Source organism: Streptomyces sediminimaris (assembly GCF_047049295.1).
In the GTDB taxonomy this organism is placed as follows: domain Bacteria; phylum Actinomycetota; class Actinomycetes; order Streptomycetales; family Streptomycetaceae; genus Streptomyces; species Streptomyces sediminimaris.
In genome coordinates, this window is sequence record NZ_JBJWOT010000001.1 from 6,359,374 (window position 1) to 6,377,420 (window position 18,047).

15 protein-coding genes are annotated in these 18,047 nt (G+C 70.8%); 12 read left to right on the forward strand and 3 right to left on the reverse strand.

The genetic code is table 11. From position 1 onward, the window contains the following. Positions 1-4: 4 nt before the first annotated feature. Positions 5-1,012 (reverse strand): LysR family transcriptional regulator, encoded by a 1,008-nt coding sequence (locus ACJ9NR_RS29345; protein ID WP_412491959.1) that lies wholly within the window; start codon positions 1,010-1,012, stop codon positions 5-7. 119 nt (positions 1,013-1,131) lie between these two features. Between ACJ9NR_RS29345 and ACJ9NR_RS29350 the strand changes: the two genes are divergently transcribed. The 8 genes from ACJ9NR_RS29350 to ACJ9NR_RS29385 all read left to right on the forward strand — a co-directional run bounded on the left by ACJ9NR_RS29350 (position 1,132) and on the right by ACJ9NR_RS29385 (position 9,964). Next, a complete protein-coding gene (locus ACJ9NR_RS29350; RefSeq protein WP_412491958.1) occupies positions 1,132-2,115 on the forward strand; it encodes a fumarylacetoacetate hydrolase family protein in 984 nt (327 codons plus the stop codon). After that, entirely contained in the window at positions 2,112-3,110 is a 999-nt protein-coding gene (locus tag ACJ9NR_RS29355) for a cyclase family protein (protein WP_412491957.1), read from the forward strand. The genes ACJ9NR_RS29350 and ACJ9NR_RS29355 overlap by 4 nt, the downstream gene beginning before the upstream one ends. A gap of 175 nt (positions 3,111-3,285) precedes the next feature. Further along, positions 3,286-4,461 carry an FAD-dependent oxidoreductase gene (locus ACJ9NR_RS29360; protein ID WP_412491956.1) on the forward strand — a complete coding sequence of 392 codons (1,176 nt, stop codon included), beginning with the start codon at positions 3,286-3,288 and terminating at the stop codon, positions 4,459-4,461. Continuing rightward, a complete protein-coding gene (locus tag ACJ9NR_RS29365; RefSeq protein ID WP_412491955.1) occupies positions 4,458-5,468 on the forward strand; it encodes an amidohydrolase family protein in 1,011 nt (336 codons plus the stop codon). The genes ACJ9NR_RS29360 and ACJ9NR_RS29365 overlap by 4 nt, the downstream gene beginning before the upstream one ends. 10 nt (positions 5,469-5,478) lie before the next feature. Next, positions 5,479-6,417 (forward strand): VOC family protein, encoded by a 939-nt coding sequence (locus ACJ9NR_RS29370; protein ID WP_412491954.1) that lies wholly within the window; start codon positions 5,479-5,481, stop codon positions 6,415-6,417. Between the two features lie 114 nt (positions 6,418-6,531). Next, positions 6,532-7,503 (forward strand): fumarylacetoacetate hydrolase family protein, encoded by a 972-nt coding sequence (locus tag ACJ9NR_RS29375; protein ID WP_412491953.1) that lies wholly within the window; start codon positions 6,532-6,534, stop codon positions 7,501-7,503. After that, positions 7,500-8,327 carry an SDR family NAD(P)-dependent oxidoreductase gene (locus ACJ9NR_RS29380; RefSeq protein ID WP_412491952.1) on the forward strand — a complete coding sequence of 276 codons (828 nt, stop codon included), beginning with the start codon at positions 7,500-7,502 and terminating at the stop codon, positions 8,325-8,327. Before ACJ9NR_RS29375 ends, ACJ9NR_RS29380 begins: the two co-directional genes overlap by 4 nt. A gap of 77 nt (positions 8,328-8,404) precedes the next feature. Further along, on the forward strand, positions 8,405-9,964 hold the full coding sequence (locus tag ACJ9NR_RS29385; protein WP_412491951.1) for an MFS transporter: 1,560 nt from the start codon (positions 8,405-8,407) through the stop codon (positions 9,962-9,964). A gap of 391 nt (positions 9,965-10,355) precedes the next feature. On the opposite strand, the gene ACJ9NR_RS29390 is transcribed toward ACJ9NR_RS29385, so the two are convergent. Together ACJ9NR_RS29390 and ACJ9NR_RS29395 are read right to left on the reverse strand one after the other, a co-directional pair. Continuing rightward, on the reverse strand, positions 10,356-11,987 hold the full coding sequence (locus ACJ9NR_RS29390; RefSeq protein WP_412491950.1) for a hypothetical protein: 1,632 nt from the start codon (positions 11,985-11,987) through the stop codon (positions 10,356-10,358). Between the two features lie 251 nt (positions 11,988-12,238). Beyond that, entirely contained in the window at positions 12,239-13,675 is a 1,437-nt protein-coding gene (locus ACJ9NR_RS29395; RefSeq protein ID WP_412491949.1) for an endo-1,4-beta-xylanase, read from the reverse strand. 713 nt (positions 13,676-14,388) lie between these two features. Here ACJ9NR_RS29395 and ACJ9NR_RS29400 point away from each other — a divergent pair. The 4 genes from ACJ9NR_RS29400 (at position 14,389) to ACJ9NR_RS29415 (ending at position 18,047) form a co-directional block, all read left to right on the forward strand. Continuing rightward, positions 14,389-15,819, forward strand: a complete 1,431-nt coding sequence (locus tag ACJ9NR_RS29400) for a non-reducing end alpha-L-arabinofuranosidase family hydrolase (RefSeq protein WP_412491948.1) — start codon at positions 14,389-14,391, stop codon at positions 15,817-15,819. Between the two features lie 85 nt (positions 15,820-15,904). Continuing rightward, a complete protein-coding gene (locus ACJ9NR_RS29405; RefSeq protein ID WP_412491947.1) occupies positions 15,905-17,356 on the forward strand; it encodes an MFS transporter in 1,452 nt (483 codons plus the stop codon). A 124-nt stretch (positions 17,357-17,480) separates the two neighbouring features. Beyond that, complete coding sequence (locus ACJ9NR_RS29410; RefSeq protein ID WP_412491946.1) at positions 17,481-17,708, forward strand: hypervirulence associated TUDOR domain-containing protein; 228 nt, start codon at positions 17,481-17,483, stop codon at positions 17,706-17,708. A 6-nt stretch (positions 17,709-17,714) separates the two neighbouring features. Beyond that, the gene (locus ACJ9NR_RS29415; RefSeq protein WP_412491945.1) at positions 17,715-18,047 is read left to right on the forward strand and encodes a DUF3140 domain-containing protein; all 333 of its coding nucleotides are present in this window, start codon (positions 17,715-17,717) and stop codon (positions 18,045-18,047) included.

Consider the following 18,047-nt stretch of genomic DNA (forward strand, 5'->3'; position numbering starts at 1 on the left):
TCGATCACGGGCTGCCGCCGGGCCCGGTCGGAGCCGGGCCCGGCGGCAGCCCGGCGCCCTGGTCGACGGGCACGGCCTTCCCGGGGCCCTTGCCATGGCCGTAGCCGTCGCCCGCCAGCGTCGCGCCCACTTCCGCGGCCTTCTGCCGCAGCCAGATGTGGCCCGCGTCCCGAGCGTGCACCGGGTGCCACCACATCGCCTCCCGCACCGGTACCGCCTCGAAGGGGCAGGGCAGGACGCGCACCGCGGCCGATCGGACCGCCCTGCGCGCCAGGCGCTCCTGGATCATCGCGATCCGGCGGGTGCCCTCGACCATGAGGGGCAGCAGCTGGAAGGTCTGCACGGACACTTCCACCTGGGGACTGATCCCTATCATGCTGAGCTGGCGGGCGGCCGGGGCGTCGTAGGGACGCTGGTAGACGGCCCAGGGCAGACGGCCCAGCTGGTCCAGGGAGAGTTCGTCACCGATCTCGGGGTGATCGTCGGGGACCAGGAACAGCCAGCGGTCCTGGTGGAGGTCGACGGCGGGCAAGCCGTCGATGACGCCGTGCGGCATCAGCAGTCCGTCGACGGTGCTCAGCACCGCGGCGGTGTTCTCCACGACGGACGGTGCCGGGTGCTGGAAGGTGAGCCGGATGCCGGGCGCCTCCTCGTGCAGGGTGCGGGCGAGTGCGGCACCGAACACGGCCGCCCCGTAGTCGGAGGCGAGCAGGGTGAACTCACGTGACTCCGCCACCGGGTCGAAGTCCGCCTGGCTGGAGAAGACCCGCTCCAGCAGGTCGCACGCGGTGGCGCTGCGGTCGCGCAGGGCGGCGCCGAACGGAGTCAGCTCGTAGGTGTTGCCGGTGCGGGCGAGCAATTCGTCGTCGAAATGGCGGCGCAGCCGGGACAGCGCGGCGCTCATGGCCGGCTGGCTGAGGCCGATGCGCTCTCCGGCCCGGGTGACATTGCGCTCCTCCAGCAGCGCGCGAAGGGCGAGGACCAGATTGAGGTCGAGTCGGGAGAGGTTCACCGGCAACCGCCTAGCAACGAGAGTCATCCATGACATGGATTCGGCATATCCACAGGATCAATTTCCGTGATTGCCCGATCGGGGCCAGAGTAGACGCCGACCCCGCAGGAGGAAATCTGATGGCAACGCTCGCGCAATCAGCCGGCCCGTTCGCGCTCGGCACGTTCTCCGCTCGGGACGGGGAGTCGTTTCCCGGCCTCCTGGCCGAGGACCGGGTACTCGATCTGCGCAGCGCCCTGGACTGGGCGCCGCCGGATCTGCGCGCAGTCCTGGAGCGGTGGGAGGAGACCCTCCCCGTCCTGCGCACCCTGGCGGAGGACGACTCCCTCGGCCGGCTGCCACTCGAGGGCCTGCGGGTGCACGCCCCCATCGAGCCGCGGCAGATCTTTCAGTCCGGCGCCAACTACCGCCGGCACGTGATCGATCTGGAGGTCGCCCACCGTTCCCCCGACGACCCCCGCACCGTCGAGGAGGCACGAGCGGAGATCGCCGCGGTCATGGACCGCCGTGCCGCCGAGGACCTGCCCTACGTGTTCATCGGCCTGCCCAGCGCGATCACGGGCCCCTACGACGACGTGGTCCTGCCCGCCTGGGCCGAAAAGCCGGACTGGGAGCTGGAGTTGGCGGCCGTCGTCGCCAAGCCCGCCTACCGGGTGACGGTCGAGGAGGCCCTGGAGTACGTCGCCGGGTACACCATCGCCAACGACCTCACCGACCGCGCCACCGTGTTCCGCCGGGACATGAAGGCCATCGGCACCGACTGGCTGCGCTGCAAGAACGCTCCCGGTTTCACGCCACTCGGCCCGTGGCTCGTACCCGCGGAGTCGATCGCGGACCCCGGTGACCTGCGGGTCACGCTCAAGCTGAACGGCGAGACCATGCAGGACGAGTCCACCAAGGACATGCTCTTCGGCGTCGCCCGGTTGGTGTCGTACGCCTCGCAGACGGCTCAACTCCTGCCCGGTGACCTGGTGCTGACCGGCAGCCCGGCCGGCAACGGCATCCACTGGGGACGCCTGCTGCGCGACGGCGACGTCATGGAGGGGTCCATCACCGGTCTGGGCGTGCAGCGCACCCGCTGTGTCGCGGAGGGAACGGCATGAGCCTGGACCGCCGCGACCCGGAGGGCGCGATAGCCGAGGCCGCCAAGGCGTACTCCAACTGGGGGCGTTGGGGTGAGGACGACGTGCTCGGCACGCTGAACTTCCTCGACGAGGCCAAGCGGCGCGAGGGTGCGGCACTCGTGCGCCGCGGCGTGAGCTTCTCGCTGTCGCAGCGGTTCGACATGAACGGGCCGCAGAAGGGCTGGCGCCGGCGGACCAACCCGGTGCACACCATGCTCGACACGGGGACCGACGCGGCGCTGGGCAACCAGGGTTTCCCGCACGGCATCGGCGGCGCGGACGACGTGATCGCGATGCCGTTGCAGTGTTCCACCCAGTGGGACGGCCTCGGGCACATCTTCGACCACGGCAAGGCGTGGAACGGACGGGCCGCCGAGCAGGTGGTCACCTCCGAGGGAGACCTCGTCACCGGCATCGAGCACATGGCGCCGTACGTCGCGGGACGCGGCGTGCTGCTGGACGTGGGCCTGGTCGTCGGCGCGGGTGGGGGCACCTCCCGCTCGAGCGGAGCCGGGAGCGGGGGAGAGCTGCCCGACGGGTTCGCCATCACCGAGGAGCACCTCGAGCAGACCGCCGAGGCCCACGGGGTGACCGTCGGCCCCGGCGACATCGTCCTCGTCCGTACCGGACGTCTCGCCCGCGCCCGCCGCGACGGCTGGGGCGACTACGCGGGCGGCCCCGCGCCCGGCCTGTCGTTCACCACCGCCGGCTGGCTGCACGGCACCGAGATCGCCGCCATCGCCACCGACACCTGGGGTTTCGAGGTCCGCCCCAACGAGTTCGAGGGCGCCTTCCAGCCGCTGCACCAGGTCGTCATCCCCAACATGGGCCTGCTGATCGGCGAGATGTGGGACCTCGACACACTCGCCGCCGACTGCGCCGACGACGGCGTGTACGAGTTCTGGCTCACCGCCGCTCCCCTCGCCATCACCGGAGCCGTCGGCTCCCCGGTCAACCCGATCGCCGTCAAGTAGCCCGCACCACTGCCGGATGCGCCGTTCCCCGGACAGCAGCGGCGCATCCGGCCCCCACCGCCCACGCCCGCTTCGGCGGGTGACCCGTCCCCACCTCCGGCCCGCACTCGCAGCGGGCGAGCCGCAGCCCCGCCGCCCGAAGTCGCGCGGCCCAACCCCGGGAGGAATCCCCGACATGGCTGACAGCCGCACTCTCTCCCAGCCTCCGGCCGGGGGCACACCCAGCGTCCTGGTCATCGGCGGGGGCGCCTCAGGCAACGCCGTCACCATCCTGCTGCGCCGCGCCGGCATCGCCGTCGACCTGATCGAGGCCAAGCCGGACTGGAACGCCACCACCGGCTCCGGCATCACCCTCCAGGGCAACGCCCTGCGGGTCCTGCGCGAACTGGGCGTGTGGGAACGGGTGAAAGCCTCCGGATACGCCTTCGGCTCGCTGGGAGTGACCACCCCCGACGGCACCGTCCTGTTCGTCGCCGAGGACATCCAGACCGGCGGCGAGGACCTGCCCGCCACCCTCGGCATGCAGCGCCCCCAGCTGCAGCGGATCCTCATCGACACGGTCCGCGCCTCCGGCGCCGGTGTTCGCCTCGGCATCACCGCCGAAGCGCTGGAGCAGGACGCCGACGGCGTGTCGGTGCGCTTCAGCGACGGCAGCGAGCGCCGCTACGACCTGGTGATCGGCGCCGACGGAGTCAACTCCGCCACCCGCGCCGCGATCGGCATCACGGACAAACCCGAGCCGACCGGCATGGCCATCTGGCGCGTCGTCGCCCCGCGGCCCGAGAGCGTGACGCGCACCGACCTCGCCTACGGCGGCCCCGCCTACATCGCCGGCTACTGCCCCACCAGCGAGAACACCATCTACGCGTACGTCGTCGAAGGGTGCCGCGACCGCGCCTCCATCGACCCGGCCACCTACGCCGACGAGATGCGCCGCCTGGCGCAGAGCTACGGCGGGGTCTGGCCGGAGATCACCGAGCACATCACCGACCCGAAGAAGGTCAACTACACCTGGTTCGACCGCCTGCTGGTCGAGGACTCCTGGCACCGGGGCCGGGTCGTGCTCATCGGCGACGCCGCCCACTGCTGCCCGCCCACCATGGCCCAGGGCGCGGCCATGTCCCTGGAGGACGCCCTCGTCCTCGCCGAGCTGCTCAGCGCAGCCGTGGCCGACGGCCGGGACTGGGACGACGAGCTGCTCCGGACCTACCACGACCGCCGCATGCCCCGGGTGCGCACCGTCGTCGAGGCGTCCATGCAGATCGGCCAGTGGCAGCTGGACGGTGTGCGCGACGCCGACATGGCCGGGCTGGTCGGCCGCACCATGAACCTCCTCAAGGAGCGCCCGTGACCACCACCGCATCCTCCGCGCCGACCATCGACGTCCACGCCCACCTCCTGCTCCCGGAGGTCGAGGAGGCCGTCGCCGGTCATCCCGGACTCGCCGGAGCCCGCGCCCTCGACGCACGCCGCAACGGCCCGGCGGCCCTGGCAGTGAACGGTCCGATGGTCGGCGCGCGCGTGCCGAAGCTGACGGACGCCGCGGTGCGCCTGACGGCCATGGACGCGCAGGGCGTGGACATCCAGCTGGTCAGCCCCTCGCCCTCCCACTACCACTACTGGGCCGAGCCCCGACTGGCCGAGAAGGTCTGCCGACTGGCCAACGAGGGCACCGCCGCGCACTGTGCGAAGGCTCCCGACCGTCTGCACGGCCTGGGCCTGGTCCCGCTCCAGCATTCCGACCTCGTGGTAGGCCTGCTCGACCACGCCCTGGACCAGGGGCTGAGGGGCGTGGAGATCTCCTCGCACGCGCCCGGCCGCGAACTGTCGGACCCGGCGTACGAAGCCTTCTGGTCCCGTGCGGAGGAGACAGGCGCCCTGGTCCTCCTGCACCCGTTCGGCTGCTCCCTCGAGGAGCGCCTGGACCAGTGGTACCTGTCCAACACCGTCGGCCAGCCCACCGAGAACGCGGTCGCCCTCTCCCACCTGATCTTCTCCGGTGTCCTGGACCGTCATCCGGGCCTGAAGCTGATCGCGGCGCACGGCGGCGGCTACCTGCCCACCCACATCGGCCGCTCCGACCACGCCTGGCGGGCCCGTCCCGACGCCCGGGGCTGTGAGCGGGAACCGAGCAGCTATCTGAAGCAGCTGTACTTCGACTCCCTGGTCCACGACCCCCAGGTGCTGCGGGAGTTGGTGCGGGCGGTCGGCCCGGAGCGGGTCCTGCTCGGCTCCGACTTCCCCTTCGACATGGGCACCGACGACCCGCTCGGCGCGCTGCGCGCCGCGGACCTGCCCGACACCGACTTCCACTCCGTCCGCGGCGGAAACGCCGCCGCTCTGCTCGACCTCGTCTGAGGAGCCCTCCATGGACAACCGCCTGCTCACCCACCTCCGCCACGTCGACGTCGCCGTGCCGGACTACGACAAGCAACTCGACTTCTACGCCGGAGTGTGGGGCCTGACCAAGGTCGCCGAGGACTCCGGCATCTCCTTCCTGGCCGCCGAGGGCAGCCCGGAGCAGTACGTCGTCCGGCTGCGCAAGGCCGAGGAGAAGCGTCTCGACCTCGTGTCCTACGGTGCCGCGAGCCCGGCTGACGTGGACACGCTCGCCGAGCAGCTCCTCACCAGGGGCGTGCCGCTGATCTCCCAGCCGGGCACAGTGGAAACACCCGGCGGCGGTTATGGCTTCCGCTTCTTCGACGTCGACGGGCGTACCGTCGAGGTCTCGGCCGACGTCGAGGTGCGGCAGCACCGCAAGATCGAGGAGAAGGAGTCGATCCCGGTCAAGCTGTCGCACGTCGTCCTCAACTCGCCGGATCTGGACAAGACCAGGGCGTGGTACGAGGAGCACCTCGGCTTCCGGCTGTCCGACACGCTCGGCCATCCGCACATCGGCGACGTCATGCACTTCATGCGGATCAGCAACCAGCACCACTCCATGGCCATCGCCAAGGGCCCGCACACCTCGCTGCACCACATTTCCTTCGAGATGCGCGGAATCGACGAGTACATGCGCGGCTCCGGCCGTGTCATGCGTTCCGGCGCCCGCAAGATCTGGGGGCCGGGCCGGCACATGGCGGGCGACAACACCTTCACCTACTTCCTCGACCCGCACGGCAACACGGTGGAGTACACCACGGAGTTGGAGCTGCTGGACGAGGACACCTGGCACCCGCACGTCTACGACTTCTCGAAGCCCGAGGTCACCGACCAGTGGGGCACCGCCAACCCCATGAACGAACTGGTCACCAAGGAGTCCTTCAACGACGTCGACCACGGCTGCTTCGTCGCCCCGCCGGTCTGATCGGCGGAGCCTTCAGTCCCCGGGGCGCGGCTGCCCTGTCGACTGCCCTGACTCCCATGCCGCATCCCCGGCCTTCGCGCCACCCCTCACGTCGACAGCCGACAGGAAACCGCCATGCGTTTCGCCGCGTACGAGTACCGCAACCGACGCCACGTGGCCGTCGTCTCAGAGGACGGCACGCTCCACCCCCTGCCCGGCGTCAGCTCACTGACCGGCCTGCTCGCCGAGGGCGGTGGCCTGCCCGAACTGCTCGACGCGGGCTCCGCGATCCTGGACGTCCCGGCCGGCCCCCACATCTGCGACGTACGACTGCTGGCGCCGCTCCAGCCGCCCACCGTGCGGGACTTCGTCACCTTCGAGGAACACGTCGAGGGCGTACGGCGGTCCGTGGACGGGACTGCCGGGGTACCGGAGCGGTGGTACGCGGCCCCGACGTTCTACTTCGGCAACCCCTACGCGATGTACGGGCCGCACGACGACATCCCCGTGCCGCCGGGGTCGAGCGTGCTCGACTTCGAGCTGGAGGTCGCCGCCGTGATCGGAAAGGAGGGCCGCGACCTCACGCCCGAGCAGGCCCGCGACCACATCCTCGGCTACACCGTCTTCAACGACTGGTCGGCACGGGACCTGCAGTCCGCCGAGATGAAGGTCGGCCTCGGCCCCTGCAAGGGCAAGGACACCGCCACCACGCTGGGTCCTTACCTGGTCACCGCCGACGAGCTGGGGAAGTACCGCGACGCGGACGGCTTCCTGCGCCTGGCGCTGACCGCCGAGATCAATGGCGAGGTCGTGGGCAGGGATCTGCTGTCCAACATGAGCTGGACCTTCGAGGAGATGGCCGCCTACGCCTCACGCGGCACCGTCGTCCGCCCCGGCGACGTCCTCGGTTCCGGGACCTGCGGAAACGGCGGCTGCCTCGCCGAGCTGTGGGGTGTACGGGGCGAGCAGTCCCCGCCTGCCCTGAAGCCCGGCGACACGGTCACCCTCACCGTCGAGGGCATCGGCTCCGTCTCCAACACCGTGGTGGCCGGCCCGGACCCCATGACCGTTCCCGTCGCCCGACGCCGCTCCCGGGAGCGGCCGTGACCGACCTCTGCCCCCGGGGGCACCTCCCGGCCGAAGGCTGGGGGAGGCTGCTCGGCAAGGTCGTCGTGGTCACCGGCGCCGCCCGCGGCCAGGGCGCCGCCGAGGCCGAGGCACTGACCCGAGAAGGTGCCCGGGTGATCGCCACCGACGTGACGGAGACACCCGGTTGCCGCCGTCTCGACGTCACCAGCGAGAAGGACTGGGCGGAACTCGCCGCCGACCTGCGTGAGGCGTACGGGCAGGTGCACGGCCTGGTCAACAACGCGGGCATCACGTGGCGGGCCCGGATCGACGACGTGGGCCCCGAGGACATGGCCCGGGTCCACGCGGTCAACGTCAGCGGCCCGCTGCTGGGCATCCAGCACCTTGCCCCGCTGATGCCACCCGGCTCCTCGATCGTGAACATCGGCTCGTCCGCGGCGCTCACCGGCCATTACCCGGTCGCCTACACGGCCAGCAAGTGGGCGCTGCGCGGCCTGTCGCGGACCGCCGCCATGGAACTGGGGCCCGTCGGCATCCGCGTGAACATCGTCCACCCCGGCTTCATCGAAACGGACATGACCGCCTCCGCGGCGCCCGGCTTCCGAGAGGCGAACGTCCGCGAGACACCGCTCGGCCGGACCGGAACCGTCGACGAGATCACCCCGCTCGTCGTCTTCCTTCTCTCCGACGAGGCGTCCTTCATCACGGGGGCCGAGATACCGGTCGACGGCGGACTCACCGCGCACGGCGGCGCCAAGTCGATCTCTGACGCCCTGCGCGCGGACGCTCACGGTGCAGTCCCGGAGCCCGGGGCCGGGCGGCCGGGCCGGTTTCCCCGCTGACCCGATCGTCTGGCTTCCGTGCGTGTTGGACCGGGCACGTCGGACGGTCCGCCGCCACCGGGCTAGCGTCGACCGGCATGGGACGTGGAAGCAGCGGAGGTGCCGTGTCGGCGGTCGGGTCCCCTGCCGGGGGATTGCCTCTGGCGATCGTCCTCGGGCTCTCCCTCGCCTTCACCGTCACGGTGGTCGACCCGTTGGTCCTCAGCCTGAACCTGGCCCAGGTGGACCGGGCCCTGCGGGTGCCGCCCCAGGCCGTCGGGCTGCTGAGCGGCGCCGCGACGCTGGTGATGGCCGCTTCCGTCCTCGCCGTGGGCAGCCTCGCGGACACCGTGGGACTCAAGCGGCTGCTGATACGGGGACTGGTGGTCGTGACGGTCGTCAACGTGCTCTCCGTGTTCTCCCCCGGCTACGGATTCCTGCTGGCGATGCGGTTCCTGGACGGGCTGGGGATGACCATGCTGCTGGGGGTGTCGCTGGCCCTGCTGAAAGTGTCGGTGACCGCGGAGCAACGGCCGGCGGCCATCGGTGTCCTGATGGGCGTCGAGATGGTCCTGTGCGGGGTGATCCCCGCGTTCACGGGCTGGGCGGTGGTGGCCGTCGGCTGGCGGTTCCTGTTCCTGATCGCTCCTGCGCTCGCCCTGGTCTCGCTGTGGCTGACGGCCCGGTATGTGCCGCCGACCCCCGCTCAGCAGGGGCGCCCCGTGGACGTGACCGGTGTCAGCCTGATCGGAACGGCCCTGCTGACCTTGGTCGTCGGTCTCGCCGCGGCGCAGAACGGCGTCTCCCGGCCCCAGACCTGGGTACCGCTGGTGATCAGTGCGGTCGCCGTCGTGCTCTACGTGCTGCATGCCCGCCGCACCGTCCAGCCCGCGCTGGATCTGACGCTGTTCCGCAGCGCACCGTTCAGTGTGGCCCTGGCGGCGGCTCTCACACTGAACTTCCTGGGGGGCGGGCTCAGCCTGGTTCTGGGGCAGTTCGGCAGCGTGGTGCTGAGGCTGTCTCCCGAGAAGATCGGCCTGTTGTACCTGCCCGGCACGCTTCTCGTCGCCGGCGCCGTGATCCTGGCCGGGCACCTGGTCGGGAAGTACAGTCCCCGGCCGGTGATGGTCACCGGTCTGCTCGCGATGGCGGCGGGCGGTCTGCTGCTGGTCGGCACCGTCAGCCCCACGATAGCGCTGTGGCTGCTGGTACTGGCCACATGGCTGACCAACCTGGGGGCGCTGGTCACCTCCACAGCGGTGTCCGAGACGGTCCTCGCCCAGGCACCGCCGGGGCGGTCCGGCACTGTGGCCTCCGTGCAGATGGCCTTCGGGATGACCGGCTCGGCACTCGGGCCCACCGTCTACCTCCTGCTCTTCAACTTCTTCTTCCAGCGGCGCTGGCTGGCGGACGCGCAGTCACGCGATCTGTCCGTGAACGAAGCTCAGCAGGCCGTGGACGCCGTACGCAGTGCGATGGCACAGAACGTCGGCGGCAGCGTCTACGATCCGAACCTGCTCCGTCAGGCTTCCGGACTCCACCTCGGGCTGGACTTCACCCAGGCGCTGCAACTCACCATGCTGCTGGTCAGCTTCCTGCCGCTCATTGTGGCGGGACTGGCTCTCGTGCCGCTGCCACGCCGCAGGGCGCCTCGGTAGGGGGCGGCCGCACCCGGGCCGCGCTCCGTCGGCGGCGTGCGGCAGCGGGAGCCGGCAGGAGGCAGCGGGCGCGGTGTCCTGCATGAGCGCGGCGGCCTCGACGAGGGCTGCGCCGCCCGGGACCACCGGCTCGAGGGGCGTGATGGCGAGCGCCACCGGATCGGGAGGCCGACCCCGTGGCCGTCCACAGACCGGGGCCCGTGGATACGTCGATTGCCCTCGACGACGGCGACATCGTTGATGCTCGCCCCCCACGGCGTCGCGTGAGGCCGGGTTCGTCGGCCCGCTTCGGGTCCTGGTGGACCGCCGGCCCCGTCCGGCCGCGATCCGGCTCCCCCCGCGGGTGAGCCGGATCGGGTCCACCGGTACGGCGGAGGCCGGTGGGCGGGCGCTACTTTCCGGGCTGGGTGAACGTCAGGATCCTCGGGTACAGCAGCTTCGAGGAGTCCGGGCCGTGCTCGGTGCCCGGCTTGACGTAGTCACGCAGGGCGGCCATGAACTTGCCGTGCAGAGCGGGATCGCCCTGGGCGGTGGTGTCCAGGTGCGACGGCAGCAACTGGGTGCTGATCGAGGTGCAGTTCTTCGGCCAGCCGGGCAGGCCCCGGAGCACCGCGCAGTCCCGGGTGAAGTAGTGCACGAAGAACTTGCCGCTGTTGCGGACCGACTTCGCGTATCCGTCGGCGGAGCCCTTGAGCGTGGTGTCCAGCACGTTCGCCACGCCCGCCAGCAACGAGGCGTCGTTGACGGACAGCGCGCTGTAGGTCGCGTTGCCGGTCTCGGTGGCGAGGGTGTCGACGACCGCGTAGACCTGTCCGGAGTCGAGCGGCAGCGGTGGGGCCAGGAAGTAGGCGGCGTCCTGCTGGTCGCCCAGGCAGTTCATGTTGATCCCGCGGCAGTACGGCCCGGTCCAGCCGTAGTCGCGCACCGGGTCGGCCAGCTTGGTGGACTCCGGCAGCGGGCGCGTGCAGTCCTCGGCCCGCAGGTGCGCCGTGCCGCGGACGCGGTCGCACACCGCGCTGATCAGGTTCGCCATGTCGCCCGCCAGACGGGTCTCGCTGTCGGCCGTCCGCTTGGCGTAGGTGAGCGGTCCGTAACGGTGGACGGGCCCGGCCGAGGAGGGGGCGCGTACGCGCATCACCGTCATCGGGGGGTTGCTCCGCCACTTCTCCGCGGCCTGCTCCTGGCCGGGGTCGGGAAGGGCGTACCGGAACGCGGTGAAGAAGTCGATGGCGTTCCTGCCCATGCCGAGCGGCCCGATCTCTCCGTGGCTGTCGCGGTCGGGGATCTGCTCGGTGAAGATGTCATCGGCGGGGACGCCCTGGGCCTGCAGGGCGCGGCGTACGGCGCGGTCGGTGGTGGCGCTGGGGGTGACGATGAAGTACCGGTCCTTGTCGAAGGAGTAACCGGACTGCCGCTTCATGCCGACGTTGTTGACGATGTCCCCGAGCGAGGAGAAGCTCTGGGTCCGGTCCGACTTCCGGCCGTCGGGCGGGATGGTGTCGAACAGGTACTGCATCGGGACGACGTCGGTCTTGCGCTGCCACTTGAGGTAGTCGCCGGCCTTCCAGCGCCCCTGCTGGCCGAGTTCGAAGGTCTGCAGGCCCATGTAGCGGCCCGGCGGGGGCATCCTGCCGTACATCACGAGCGCGTCCCCGGCCTCGAGCCGGTAGCTCGACGTGTAGCCGGGACGCGTCGCCCCGAAGGCGTTCGTCATCGCCGGGTCGACGTACTCGCCCGGCCAGGTCTTCACGACGGGCACCACGTAGGGGGCCGCGGGGTTGTTCGCCTGGCAGTTCTTCAGCTTCGGGTACGTGTGGTCCTTGCAGTCCTGCTGGGTGTACAGCCGCGCGTATCCGGGACTGACGTCGAACCCGCTCTTGCGCAGGTTCGCGACCAGTCCCGCCTTGATCGGGTCGCCGGACGTGCCCGACCCTGTGCCGGACCGCTGCTGGCCGCACCCGGCGGCGGCGAGCAGTATCGCGCACGTCAGCGCAGCCCGGACTCTCGGGGCGACGTGGCCCATGGTGACTCCTCCTGACCCGTTGGATGCCGCGAGGAGGAAGCGCCGCACCGGCCGTCAGCGGCGGCCGCGGGGTGTCCCGACTCGGGCGTGGGTGACTCTCGGTGTGACGAGTGTCACCCTGGGTGTGCATGGGGGCGACCGTAGCGGGGCAGTCGGGCGAGTGCGCCGGGAGGAGCTTTCGCAGCCTTGGGCGGGGGAAGCCGCACGGCGGGCCGTCGCGGCTTCCCCCTTCCGTCGGTGGCAGGCCCTCCTCAGGTGCGGGTCCAGCGTTGGTTGCTGCCGTTCGAGCAGGAGTAGAGCTGGATCAGGGTGCCGTTGGCGGTGCCGCCTCCGACGGCGTCGAGGCAGAGTCCGGACTGGACGCCGACGATGGATCCGTCGGAGTTGAGGCGCCATTTCTGGTTGTCGCCGCCCCAGCAGCTGTAGATCTGGACTTTGGAGCCGTTGCCCGTACCGGCGGCGTCGAGGCACTTGTTGCCGTAGACCCTGAGCTCGCCGGCGTCGGTGTACGTCCACTGCTGGTTGGTGCCGCTGTGGCAGTCCCAGAGCTGGAGCTGTGTGCCGTCGGTGGTGACGGCGTTGGGCACGTCGAGGCAGCGGCCCGAACCGACGCCCTTGATCTGTCCGCCGTCCGCGGGGGGCGGCGTCGTGGAGCCGCCGCCGTTGAGCGCGTCGAGGACGGCGGTGTAGGCGGGCTTCTTGCTGCCGTCGCCGTTGAACAGCAGCGGTGTGTCCCCCGAGCGCCAGGAGTCGGAGTCGCGCACACCCCAGACCGTGATGCCGAGGCAGCGCGAGACGGCCAGGCAGTCGTTGGTCACGTTGGCGTAGGTCGTGGGCGAGGCGCCCTGGATGTCGAGTTCGGTGATGGCCACGTCGACGCCGAGGGCGGCGAAATTCTGCAGGGTGGTGCGGAAGTTGCTGTTGTACGGGCTGCCGCTGTTGAAGTGCGACTGGAACCCGACGCAGTCGATCGGCACCCCGCGCTGCTTGAAGTCCCGGACCATGTTGTACACGCCCTGGGTCTTCGCCCAGGTCCAGTTCTCGATGTTGTAGTCGTTGTAGCAGAGCTTGGCCGCCGGGTCGGCGGCGCGCGCGGTGCGGAAGGCGACCTCGATCCAGTCGTTGCCCGTGCGCTGCAGGTTGGAGTCGCGCCGTCCGCCGGAACCGTCGTCGGCGAAGGCCTCGTTCACGACGTCCCACTGGGCGATCTTGCCCTTGTAGTGGCCCATCACGCCGTTGATGTGGTCGATCATCGCCTGGCGCAGAGAGCTGCCGCTGAGGCTCTGCATCCAGCCGGGCTGCTGGGAGTGCCAGGCCAGGGTGTGGCCCCGCACCTGCTTGCCGTTCTGCACCGCCCAGTTGTAGACGCGGTCGCCGGCGGTGAAGTCGAACCGGCCGCGCTGCGGTTCGGTGGCGTCGATCTTCATCTCGTTCTCGGCCGTCACCATGTTGAACTCACGGCTCGCGATCGAGGTGTACGCCGAGTCGCCCAGCCTGCCCGAGGCGATGGCGGTGCCGAAGTAGCGGCCGCTCTGTGCCGCCGCGGCGCCGAGCGTGTTCTCGGCGGCGTGTGCGGTCGGCGGCGCGACCAGCGCGGTGACCGCACCGAGGACACCGACGGTCAGCGCGAGCAGCAGGCCGCGGATCTTCCGGCGGACAACGGATCTGGGAAGGGCGTACGAGCCCATGACTGTGCCTCCGAGGTAGACATCACGGATGGACTGAAGCGCAGGGGACTGCTGGTACGGACCTCACCGGAATCTCGAACCACGGCCGGTTTCTCAGGCCCGGTTGCTCAGACAGGGATGATTGAGGTGGTGACCGTGGACCGTCAATACTCCCCGCGCAAGAAATTTCCGATTGCTGTACGAAAGTTTCGAAGCTGCGTTGGGTGGATGGTGATCCTCCCGGTGTCGCTGCCGGTGGATGGAGAAGGCAGGTCGACCGGGTGTCTGCGTCGTCCGCCCAACGCTCCGCTCTGGCGTCAAGTGGCGTACAAGCCAGCTGTTTGGCGGGGTGGCGCGCGGAGTTCGGCGGTGAAAGAGCGAAATATTTCGGAACCCGCGGCGATAGATGCGGGGGGTGTTGACGTCATTCGTCGGTTCCCTATCATGCAGGTTGCTCGATGTTTCGACCTTTATTCGATATGTCGAACATTTCGAGCCGCTCCATCGCGCGGCGAGGCTATTCCGGGTGGCGCCGCCCGGAGTCGGAGTCGCAGGGGTCATGCGTCTCCGTGAATGTCATGCCCTCGTCAATCCTGCTCGTCCGGGACGGCGCTCACGGACTGCTGCACACCGCGCCACATCGCACCACCGCACCACACCGCACCACACCGACAGTCCGGCCGGCCTCCGGCGAGGCCCACCGGAACCGCCCACTCAAAGGTGAGGACGTCTCCATGCGCAGAGGAATTCTCAGCCGCAGGCATCCGTCTGCGGTACTCGCCGCCGCGGTTGCGGCCCTGGCCGCGTTGGCGGCGATGCTCGTGGCCGCCCCGGCTCAGGCGGCTTCCAGCGGCGCCCTGCGCGGTGTGGGGTCCGGCCGGTGTCTCGACGTGCCGGGCGCCGACCGGACCGACGGCACGTATCTGCAGATCTACGACTGCTGGGGCGGGACCAACCAGCAGTGGACGCTGACGGACAGCAACCAGCTCACCGTGTACGGCAACAAGTGCCTGGACGTTCCGGGTCACGCCACCACGGCCGGTACCCGGGTGCAGATCTGGACCTGTTCCGGCGGGGCGAACCAGCAGTGGCGGGTGAACTCCGACGGCACGGTCGTCGGCGTCGAGTCCGGGCTGTGCCTGGAGGCGGCGGGCGCCGGTACGGCCAACGGCACGGCGGTGCAGATCTGGACCTGCAACGGCGGCAGCAACCAGAAGTGGACCGGCCTGTCCGGGACCCCGGCCCCGCCGGGCGGCACGTGTTCTCTCCCGTCGGCCTACCGGTGGACGTCCACGGGCGCGTTGGCGCAGCCGGCGAACGGGTGGGTCTCGCTGAAGGACTTCACCGACGTGGTGTACAACGGCAAGCACCTGGTCTACGCGTCGAACGTCTCGGGCTCGTCGTACGGCTCGATGATGTTCGGCCCCTTCACGAACTGGTCGGACATGGCGTCGGCCGGCCAGACCGGGATGAGCCAGGCCGCGGTGGCTCCCACGCTGTTCTACTTCGCGCCCAAGAACATCTGGGTGCTGGCGTACCAATGGGGCGCGTGGCCCTTCGTCTACCGCACCTCGAGCGACCCCACCAACCCCAACGGCTGGTCCTCGCCGCAGCCGCTGTTCACCGGCAGCATCCCCGGCTCCGGCACCGGACCGATCGACCAGACGCTGATCGGTGACGGCCAGAACATGTACCTGTTCTTCGCCGGTGACAACGGCAAGATCTACCGGGCGAGCATGCCGATCGGGAACTTCCCGGGCAACTTCGGCTCGTCGTACACCACGGTCATGAGCGACTCGACGAAGAACCTGTTCGAGGCGCCGCAGGTCTACAAGGTCAAGGACCGGAACCAGTACCTGATGATCGTGGAGGCCCGGGGCGCGAGCGAGCAGCGCTACTTCCGCTCCTTCACGGCCTCCGGCCTGAGCGGCTCGTGGACCCCGCAGGCCGCCACCGAGAGCAACCCCTTCGCGGGCAAGGCCAACAGCGGTGCCGGCTGGACCGACGACATCAGCCACGGCGACCTGGTCCGCGACAACCCCGATCAGACCATGACCATCGACCCCTGCCACCTGCAGTTCCTCTACCAGGGCAAGTCACCCTCCGCGAGCGGCCCCTACGACCAGCTGCCCTGGCGGCCGGGCGTCCTCACCCTGCAGCGCTGAACCGGGCCTCCGTCTCCCCGAGCGGGCGGACAAGGGGTGCCGGCCGGTAGGTGCGTGGTGTCTGCATCCGGGTACCCGGCGGCGGGTGACACGCCTGCAGCTCCCGTGGAGGGGACGTGACGGCGGGTACTCGGTGCTCGTTCCCCTGGTCGTCGCGGTGGTGGCCTTCGCCTACCAGCAGACGGCCGTCGTGCCCGTCATCCCGGTCGTCGAGAAGGACCTCGGGATCGCGGTCCCGTGGGGTGCCTGGCTGCTGAGCGGCTACCTGCTGGTGGCCACGGTCGCGGGACCGGTCCTCGGGCGGCTCGGGGACCGGTGGGGGCGGCGGGCGGTGCTGCTCGCGGCGCTGGGTGTCTTCCTGCTCGGGAGCGTCGGCGCCGCGTGTGCCCCGACCGGGGCGGTGCTCATCGGGTTCCGCGCGCTGCAGGGCCTGGGCGGCGCGGTCTATCCGCTGTCGCTGTCGATAGCGCGGGAGGAGCTGCCGTCCGAGCGGGTGGCGGCGGCGACGAGTGTGCTCACCGCGGGGTTCGGGCTGGGCACGGCCCTGGGCTTCGCCCTGTCCGGGCTGCTGACGGAGGCCTTCTCCTGGCGTGCGGTGTTCGTCCTCGGAGCGGTGGTCGTCGCCCTGGCGGTCCCCCCGGTGCTGCGCGGGGTGCCGGGGCGGCCCGGACCGTCTCCCGGTCCGCTCGACGCGGGCGGTGCGGCCGGGCTCGGGACGGCGCTGGCCCTCCTGCTGGTGGCGCTGACCCTGGCGCCGCGGCAGCACGGGGCCGGGTGGCTGATCCCGGCGGGGCTGCTCGCCGCCGCCGGCGGCGCGGGCGCCTGGTGGGTACGGCACGAGGACGCGGCCCCCTCGCCGCTGGTGGACGCGCGCACGCTGCGCTCGCCCACCGAGCTGTGGACCAACGCGGCCACCCTGTGCACCGGCTTCGCGCTGTTCGGCGCCTACTACCTGCTGCCGCGGTTCGTGCAGGAGGGCCATGACGGGCTGAGCTCGCGGACCACCGTGATCGGGCTGTGCCTGCTGCCCACCGCGATCGGTCAGCTGCTCACGGCGCCCGCCCTGAAACGGGTGCAGGCGAACGGCACCCCCAGACGGCCGCTCGCGATCGGCCTGGCCGCGATGGCGGCGGGCGCCGCCGGATTCGCCGCCTCCGTGAGCGGTTCGGTGACCGTCCTCCTCGCGTCGGGGTTCGTCCTGGGGTGCGGGGTGGGCCTGGCCGTCGGAGCCAGCGGCGCCCTCGCCTCGCTGGGCGCGGACCAGGAGCACGCGGCCGTGGCGACGTCCTTCAACAGCACCGTGCGCCGCGTGGGCGGCGGCATCGGCAGCCAGGTCGGCGCCGCCGTGCTGGTCCTGGTCGGCGGCGGCTCCGGCGGGTGGTTGCTGAGCTTCGGCCTCGTCGGCGTGCTGAGCGCGGCCGGCGCCGTGGTCGCCGTACGGCTGCCGCTGGGTGCGGTCGACGGCCGGGACGGCTCCGGACCGGACACCGCCGCGGCCGGCACGGGCGCGGGAGGGCGGGGCGAGCGGTCCCGGTAGCCGCCTCGGTCGTTTCGCGCGGGCGGGGAAGGGCTACCCGGCCAGGCCACGGGCTGGTCCCGGACGGGCGGCAGGCGTCCCGGGGAGGGCGGCATCAACCCCGAGTCCCAGAAGGAGTGGCCGTATGAGCAGGAGCCACGGTGAGGGAAAGCAGCTGAGGAAGGGCGACAAGGTCGCCTGGAAGAGCCATGGAGCCGAGGCCGAGGGCGAGGTGGAGAAGAAGATCACCGAGCGCACCGAGGAGGCCGGCCGGACGGTGGACGCGTCGCCGGACGACCCGCAGTACAAGGTCCGCAGCGACAAGTCCGGCGGGACCGCGGTGCACAAGCCGTCCGCGCTGAAGAAGAAGTGAGGGGCCGTGGACGACAAGGAGCGGGACGAGACCCGTGCGGAGTTCGGTGAGCTGGTGAACATGACGCCGGCCGAACTCGACAGGTGGCTGGAGTCCGAGGAGTCGCGCGACGCCGGCCGGCACAAGGGCGGCGGCGAATCCACCGGGCACGCCTCAGGACGCCGTATCACGCGGATCCTGCGGACGAAGAAGGCGGATCTGACGGACGACGACTACCGGCACATGCGCAAGGTCGTCGGCTACGTCCGCCGCCATCTCGCCCAGCGGCCGTCGGGGGACGTGCGGGACACGCGGTGGCGGTACTCGCTGATGAACTGGGGTCACGATCCGCTGAGTTGA